Origin of the sequence: Priestia sp. YIM B13491 (genome assembly GCF_042787605.1) — a bacterium.
In the GTDB taxonomy this organism is placed as follows: Bacteria; Bacillota; Bacilli; order Bacillales; family Bacillaceae_H; genus Priestia; species Priestia megaterium_E.
The window spans coordinates 1-7,842 of sequence record NZ_JBHZOR010000028.1 but is presented as its reverse complement, the minus strand read 5'-3'; the positions used below and the strand labels follow the sequence as shown (position 1 = coordinate 7,842).

Below are 7,842 nucleotides of genomic sequence, written 5' to 3'. Positions count from 1 at the left end.
ACAGGTAGAAGTAGATTTGGAGCTTCATCCTTCCCTTGGGATTACTGCTTCCACCTTAGCATTAGGACGTACAGCGCAATTGCATGAACAAGACATCATTGATGCTGTTGCAGTATATTTACAGGACTATCACCAGTTCGTCGCGAATCATCTACAAGTTAATTTATCTTTTTCAGATAAGAATGGATTTACTGCATCTATTCAAGTATTAAGTAATTAGTAATTAATTTTTGACATAAGACTTCCGAGCATTTTTGTACTGGAACCAATAAGTTCTCTCATTATCAGTTTAATTTATTATAAAAAGATATATATAAATGTGGAATAAAAAGAAGCCTCAGTCTTTAAAAAAGAAGGCTTCTTTTTAATAAATTTCTTCTATATTACGTCGGTTTTATTAAGATACAGATTTAAGTTCCTCTGTTAAACGTAAAAAAGCTTGTTTATCTTTATTCTTTAAAGACTGGTCTATTTCCTTAAGGATCTTATTTCTTTTGAAGTCGTTCATAATTTGATCCAGAAACAATTCATCCAGCATTTCATCACGTAAACTTGAATCAATTTCGTTAAGTACATTATTTTCCATTAAAACTCAACCCCTTTATCTTTTCTCCTTTTTAAACATTATTATCCTTTTTGACGTTGTTTATACGAGATTAATAGATAAAGTGAAATAATGAATATGTTTACCCCATGTATTGATAGTCCTCTTGTCATTCTGATTGTTATTTCATACTTATAAACCCTAAAGAGAGCACAAAAACTGTTTTATTTATTTGTTGAAGGAAATCTACAAACTAACTTTTAAGAATATAGGTTCTGACGGTCATGTTTAACGACGGCAAACTACTAGCTTAATCTATTTTCCTATCAGAAACGTTCGTGAAAGTGTATAGTTTTTAGAAGACGTTCGTAATTTATTTTCAAACTTAATCGAACGATGAAAATGACAGGTTTTCTATATAAAAGAACAGTTCGTAAACATATACTTTTATGAACTATATATTTTGTGTTATTGTTAAATTTATACAAATAATTCCACTTTAAATATAGGTTTAAATACTATATCCATAATTGCATAAAAAAACCTATTCCCTGGTGCTGTGATGTGGGAATAGGCTCAATGAGTTAAGATGACATTTCGAAAAATCTCCAATTAAAATGCCTTTTTTATTTTACAACAAATCAAATTAGAAAACGATTACATTTTTTGTTTTAAACACAAAAAATTCGCAGCTTAGAAAGAGTGGTGGACTCGTTGGAGTTGAGTTTCAAGAACCAATATGCACGAGTATATATTTTCCTTTATCAATTACCTTATCCCTATTTACATAATAAAAAGAAAAGCTACTGATAAAGGATAAGTAGCTTTTCTTTTTATTATGTATCTTATCAGATTCAGCTCCATTTGTATATAAATCCCATTATTATACATAATAATAATAAATATACTTTCTCAAAAGGGGCTTTCGATAGTGAATAAAGAACAAGTCATTGAAGTTTATCAAGATGTTCTAGAAAAGAGAAGAAAAAGATTTCCTAATTATTTCTTTGTAGGTAAGGAAGGAAAAAAATATATGCGCTATATGACATGCTATTTACTTGAGCAACACTTATCAATCCCCATCGATGAAATCCCTTTTCAAGTAGGTGCCAATACATTATGGTCTCATCGTCTCAGACCCCCTGCTATGCTATATGGATGGAATTATTATGAAGTCATTGATAATGCCTATCCAGGAAAATTTAAACCTTGGCAATTCCAACAAACTCCTGATAAATATTGGGAGGGAGAAGAAGGAAAGAGAAAAGCTATTGAGGCAGTAAAATATGTAATAGAGGAAAAAATGAAGATTCCTATGGAAGAAATACCCTTTCGAGTTAATTTTAATTTTTTTAGACAACATGGTTTAGGTGGCGCCTTTACGCTTTTAGGCTATTCCCCTTTTCAAATAGTTGAAGCGATTTATCCTAGTGTCTTTAGACCTTGGCAATTTGCTCATGTTCCCATGAATTGTTGGAAAAATGAAGAATATATTCGAGAGGCAATGGATGATTTCTTATTCAAACAGCTTCATTTCTCTTCCTATCAGGAGGCTTTTCTTCAATTAAAGAAAAGTCATTTTACCGATTTTCAGTTAACTGGTCTCTTTCAAATGGCTTTTGATTCCAGAATGAATAATGTAAGGAAATGGATAAATGAACAACTAAATAACACAGATGATGAATTATTTTATATGAATCTTGATTAATGAAAGAACTGATTGAAACGGGTAGCCTGAACTAAATTACCATTATGTCCATTTCCTATTTTTAAAAATGATAATTGATGAGTATATGGTTACTTGCTTTGATTTTTCTTCTTCATAAAAAGATATAAAGATTCAGCAAAAAAAAGAAAAAGAAGAAAAAAGAGTACAAATAATTCAGCGACTTCCATTACCCTAAATGGACTCACGGCATTGTACAACGCCTGAGAAACATCAAATCCTTGAACAATATCAATGCCTAAAGAAAAGCCCATTAAACATCCCATCATTAAAAGGCTAATACCTATGATTTTCATATCTATCACGCTCCATATAATAGGTTCTTCCCTTTCTTCTATGATGATACATAAATATTTATTGTTAATTTTTACATAAAAAACTCTTATATGGTTAAAGTAATAAAAACTGAAAGAAGGGTGCTTAAATCTATGCCTTCGTTTTTTAAAGATCGCAAACCAAAAAAGAAACGGCCACAGGGTAACGAGAATCAAACTACTGATCATCAAATAGAACGGATACAGGTTTCATTATCAGGTAACCTTAACATGATTAAGCAGAAAACCGGAAATAGTTCAGATGTCGTTATTCGTGAGATAAAAATGGGGGGGGATTCTGACATTAAAACAGCGATTGTCTATGTAGAAGGAATTGTAGACAATCAGTCGATTCAAGAGTATCTACTGCAATCTATGATGAAGGATGATCATAAAGAAGTAATAAATCAGCAAAATGCGATAGACCTGCTTTCTAAAGATATAATGACAATTGGAAACATATCGTCCATCACTAACTTGGATGGTTTATTTGCATCTTTAATGGCAGGGGATACTCTTATTTTAGTGGATGGAGTAGATCAGGCACTGAGTGCTAGTACCAAAGGTGGAGAGAAGCGTTCCATTGCGGAATCTACTACCCAAATGGTAGTAAGAGGACCAAAAGGAGCATTTACAGAGTCTCTTGGGACCAACACAGCTATGGTACGCCGCATCATTAAGACCCCAGATTTATGGATGGAGTCTTTAAAAGTTGGGCGTGTAACAAAGACAGATGTGACGCTTATGTACGTACATGGCATTGCTAATGATAAAGTCGTCAAAGAAATTCGTCAGCGATTACATCGAATTGATATCGACAGTATTTTGGAATCAGGATATATTGAACAACTAATAGAGGATCAAACATTGACTCCTTTTCCAACTATGTACAACACGGAAAGACCTGACGTTGTAGCAGGGAACCTGTTAGAAGGGCGAATTGCTATATTTGTGGATGGAACCCCATTTGTGCTGATTGCGCCTGCTGTGTTCATGCAATTCTTCCAATCGGCTGAAGATTATTATGCTCGTTTTGACATTGCAACCTCAATTCGTCTTTTGCGTATTTTTATGTTTATGATTTCGTTAATCGCGCCAGCTACCTATGTCGCCGTTACAACCTTCCACCAGGAAATGGTGCCAACCATGCTCATTGTAGCTATTGCGGCACAGAGGGAATCCGTTCCTTTTCCCGCGTTTGTGGAAGCCGTGCTTATGGAAATAACCTTTGAAATCTTACGCGAAGCAGGGATACGCTTACCTAAAGCTATTGGTTCGGCAGTATCTATTGTCGGGGCCCTTGTAATTGGTCAAGCAGCCGTTCAAGCAAGTATTGTTTCACCAGCAATGGTTATCATTGTATCCATCACAGCCATTGCTAGTTTTGCCACACCATCTTTTGATATGGCGATTTCGGCCCGTTTAATTCGTTTTTTGTTTATGATTGGTGCAGCAACATTTGGTTTCTATGGCATCATTTTGTGCCTTTTATTGATGGTTGTCCATCTATGCGGCTTACGATCATTTGGAGTACCCTACATGGCTCCATTTGCTCCCTTCATCCCCGTAAACAATGGAGATACCGTTGTGAGATTACCATGGTGGACACTGAGACAAAGACCGAGATTGATTACTGCTAATACGGTTCGAGAAGGGACAAATCAACACCCACACCCTCCTGCATCTCGAGGTATGGTGAATCGAGATTTTGAAGAAGGTAACAACAATGAAGCGTAAAGGGTTTTTTCTTTTATTAATGATGGCAATGACGCTCTTGCTCACAAGTTGCTGGAGTAAAAAAGAATTAACGGACCTTGCTATTGTATCAGCCATGGGTATCGACGAAACGAAAGATGGAAGATTTCACTTAACACTTCAAATTATTAATCCAGGAAACGTGGCAGGAGGTATGCAAGGAGGAGGAGGCAGTCAAAGCCCTCCTATTACCATCTATTCGGCTTCAGGGGATAATATAGTAGAAGCAAGTAGACGGGCTTCAGGCAGAATCTCTCGACGATTGTATTATGCTCATACAAACTTAGTCGTAGTTGGAGAAAGACTGGCCAGAAAAGAAGGGCTTAATACGTTAATCGATGCTTTAGATCGGGATCCGGAATTTCGAAATACTTCCACTCTTGTGATTGCGAAAAACTCGACCGCAGCTGACCTTGTCAAAACATTAACGCCAGTTGATAAAATTCCAGCGAATAAAGTGCTAAAAACCTTAGAATTTACGGAAAGAAAATGGGGAGAGAATGTAAAAACATCACTCCAAGAAGTGATGAAGAGCATTGAGTCCCCTGGAAGAGGAACTGTCGTATCAGGATTTCGTCTAGTTGGTAATCCCCAGCAAGCACAAAAGCTAGATAACCTTCAGGAAAGTGCACCCGCGGCAACGCTTCACGCTTCCGGAATTGCTGTCTTAAAACAGGGAAAGCTAGTGGATTGGCTGTATGGAAAACCAGCAAGAGGGACGGTATGGATTCTCGATAAAATTCAAGGGACGAATATTAATATTAGTTGGGCAGGAAAGAAAGAAGCTATTGCTTATCAAACTGTACGACAAAAAACAAGTGTATCTGCCCAAGTGAAGAATGGGAAACCTCATATTTCTGTTCATACACGTGTTGAAGGAGATATCGGCGACATGGAGGTACCTGTTGATATTACCAATCCGAAGGTTATTACAAAAATCGAACAATCTTTGAGGAAAGAAATTAAAAAAGAGCTAAGTGTAGCTATTGAACATGCACAAAAAAACAAAACGGATATTTTGGGATTTGGTGAAGTGATTCACCGTACTAGACCAAATCAATTTAAGAAGTTAAAAACGGAATGGAATGATGTGTACTTTCCAAAGTTAGATGTAGATATTACAGTGGAAGCCTACGTACGTCGAGCTGGCTTACGAAATAAATCTTTTCTTTCAGGAGTAAAAGAGAATCAAAAGTAAGGAAAAGGAGGTGCCAGTTGAATGGAGAAAGCAAAAATTAGTGCCAGTCAGCTCTTTATCTTAATGGTTCTGTTTGAGTTGGGGAGTGCTTTACTGGTACCTCTTGCCATCAGGGCTAAGCAGGATGCATGGCTTGGAATTCTGCTGGGTATGTTAGGAAGCTTTATTTTATTTTTAGTTTATCAAAAACTTTACACCTATTATCCCAACCTCTTACCTACAGAATATATGCAAAAGATTTTAGGAAAAGTGCTGGGTACTGTACTTGCCTTTGTTTACATTCTTTATTTTATGTATGATGCTTCAAGAGTTCTACGTGATTTTGGTGAAATGCTGTTAACTTTTGCCTATCCTGACACGCCTTTATTCATCGCAAATGCATTATTAATGCTTGTCATTATTTACACCATTAGAAAAGGAATTGAGGTCATAGCTCGATCCGGAGAACTGCTTTTTATTTTTATGTATATCCTTGCAGTTGCTGGATTTATCTTAATTATATCTTCTGGTTTAATTGATTTTAAGAATTTACAACCTGTTTTGGAAGAAGGCTTATTACCATCGGTAAAGGTTGCATTGTCTGAAACGTTATATTTTCCGTTTACTGAAGCTATTGTGTTTACAATGATTTTACCGTATTTAAATGATTCTAAGAAAGCAAAAGTGACTATGCTATGTGCAACGGGGTTAAGTGGAATCAATTTGGTTATTACGATGCTCATTAATATTAGTGTACTTGGTGTTAATCTAACTGCGCGTTCCCAATTCCCACTTCTTAGTACAGTCGCGAGCATCCAAGTAGCAGATTTTTTAGAACGGCTTGATGTGTTTTTTATGCTTGCTATGGTGATTGGGATTTTTTTTAAGGTTACCATATTATTTTATGCAGCCACCATAGGAACAGCTAACTTATTCAAAATTAAATCACCTTCAATGTTAGCGTATCCTTTAGGTATTGTTATTCTATTTTTATCTGTCACAATCGCGAGTAATTTCCAAGAACATCTCCATGAAGGATTATATATAGCCAAGTTTATTCTGCATATTCCTCTATTCACCATAATTCCTCCTATCCTTCTTTTTATAGCTTTCTTACAAAAAAGGAAGAGTCATGGGAGTAAACATATTTGATCAGCTAGTTTTTATATAGAATATAGTCTTTATAGCGACATTTCCTAATAAGGTAATTACCCGTAGAAAGGTTCTCTCTACATTAGAGTTACCTTTAGAACAAATCTCATCTTTATTACATAACGTTCGAAAGTGATAGAAAGTTAAATACCCATTCAAAAAGCAGAAGGACGCTTTAATAAAACCAAAAAGGAGGTCTCAATTGAATGGAAAAAGCTAAGATTAGTTCTAGTCAGCTCTTTATCTTAATGGTTCTGTTCGAGCTGGGTAGTGCTTTACTGGTACCTCTTGCGATAGATGCAAATCAAGACGCTTGGCTTGCAATTCTTCTTGGAATGGTATTCAGTTTCGTTCTATTGTTAGTCTACCACAAGCTTTATACCTATTATCCTGACCTTTTGCCTACAGAATATATCCAAAAAATCTTAGGTAAAGTATTAGGTACCGTACTGGCTTTTGTTTACATTCTTTATTTTATGTACGATGCCTCAAGGGTTCTACGTGATTTTGGTGAAATGCTATTAACCTTTGCTTATCCTGACACACCTTTATTCATTGCCAATGCATTATTAATGCTTGTCATTATTTATACAATCAGAAAAGGAATTGAGGTCATAGCTCGATCCGGAGAACTGCTTTTTATTTTTATGTATGTCCTTGCGGTTGGTGGTTTTATCTTAATTATATCTTCTGGATTAATTGAGATTAAAAATTTACAACCTATTTTAGAAGAAGGTTTATTTCCCATCCTAAAAGTGGTATTTACTCAAACTTTGTATTTTCCGTTTACAGAAGTCATTGTATTTACCATGATTTTACCGTATTTAAATAATCCTAAGAAGGCAAAGGTGACCATGGTATGTGCAACGGGATTAAGTGGAATCAATTTAATTATCACAATGCTCATTAATGTCTGTGTATTGGGGGTTGATTTAACTGCACGTTCACAATATCCTCTTCTTAGCACAGTAGAGAGCATCCAAGTAGCTAATTTTTTAGAACGGCTTGATGTATTTTTTATGCTTGCTTCAATTATCACTATCTTCTTCAAAATCTGTTTATTATTTTATGCGGCTGTCATAGGTACGGCCAATTTGTTCAAGGTTAAATCACCTTCACGGTTATCGTATCCTTTAGGGCTAATCATTCTCTTTTTATCTATTACCATTGCGAG

At 35.5% G+C, this 7,842-nt stretch carries 8 protein-coding genes; 6 read left to right on the top strand and 2 right to left on the bottom strand.

Annotated elements, in window-relative coordinates:
- Nucleotides 1–220: DUF2653 family protein (locus ACFX4E_RS28105; protein ID WP_377239035.1), on the top strand; the 220-nt coding region annotated here is incomplete at its 5' end.
- A gap of 177 nt (nt 221–397) precedes the next feature.
- On the opposite strand, the gene ACFX4E_RS28100 is transcribed toward ACFX4E_RS28105, so the two are convergent.
- Nucleotides 398–586, bottom strand: a complete 189-nt coding sequence (locus ACFX4E_RS28100) for an IDEAL domain-containing protein (RefSeq protein ID WP_377239034.1) — start codon at nt 584–586, stop codon at nt 398–400.
- A gap of 889 nt (nt 587–1,475) precedes the next feature.
- Here ACFX4E_RS28100 and ACFX4E_RS28095 point away from each other — a divergent pair.
- Nucleotides 1,476–2,252: a DUF4046 domain-containing protein gene (locus ACFX4E_RS28095; RefSeq protein WP_377239033.1), complete on the top strand. Its 777-nt coding sequence runs from the start codon at nt 1,476–1,478 to the stop codon at nt 2,250–2,252.
- An 89-nt stretch (nt 2,253–2,341) separates the two neighbouring features.
- On the opposite strand, the gene ACFX4E_RS28090 is transcribed toward ACFX4E_RS28095, so the two are convergent.
- On the bottom strand, nt 2,342–2,566 hold the full coding sequence (locus tag ACFX4E_RS28090; RefSeq protein WP_098334763.1) for a YczF family membrane protein: 225 nt from the start codon (nt 2,564–2,566) through the stop codon (nt 2,342–2,344).
- 132 nt (nt 2,567–2,698) lie between these two features.
- Here ACFX4E_RS28090 and ACFX4E_RS28085 point away from each other — a divergent pair, with 132 nt between their 5' ends.
- From ACFX4E_RS28085 to ACFX4E_RS28070, 4 genes are all read left to right on the top strand, one after another.
- On the top strand, nt 2,699–4,321 hold the full coding sequence (locus ACFX4E_RS28085) for a spore germination protein (RefSeq protein WP_377239032.1): 1,623 nt from the start codon (nt 2,699–2,701) through the stop codon (nt 4,319–4,321).
- Nucleotides 4,311–5,537, top strand: coding sequence for a Ger(x)C family spore germination protein (locus tag ACFX4E_RS28080; RefSeq protein WP_098790715.1), 1,227 nt, complete (start codon nt 4,311–4,313; stop codon nt 5,535–5,537). The genes ACFX4E_RS28085 and ACFX4E_RS28080 overlap by 11 nt, the downstream gene beginning before the upstream one ends.
- A gap of 21 nt (nt 5,538–5,558) precedes the next feature.
- Nucleotides 5,559–6,668, top strand: a complete 1,110-nt coding sequence (locus ACFX4E_RS28075; RefSeq protein WP_237075546.1) for a GerAB/ArcD/ProY family transporter — start codon at nt 5,559–5,561, stop codon at nt 6,666–6,668.
- A gap of 206 nt (nt 6,669–6,874) precedes the next feature.
- Nucleotides 6,875–7,842, top strand: a 968-nt coding sequence (locus ACFX4E_RS28070; RefSeq protein WP_377580080.1) for a GerAB/ArcD/ProY family transporter, incomplete at its 3' end; no start/stop codon positions are given.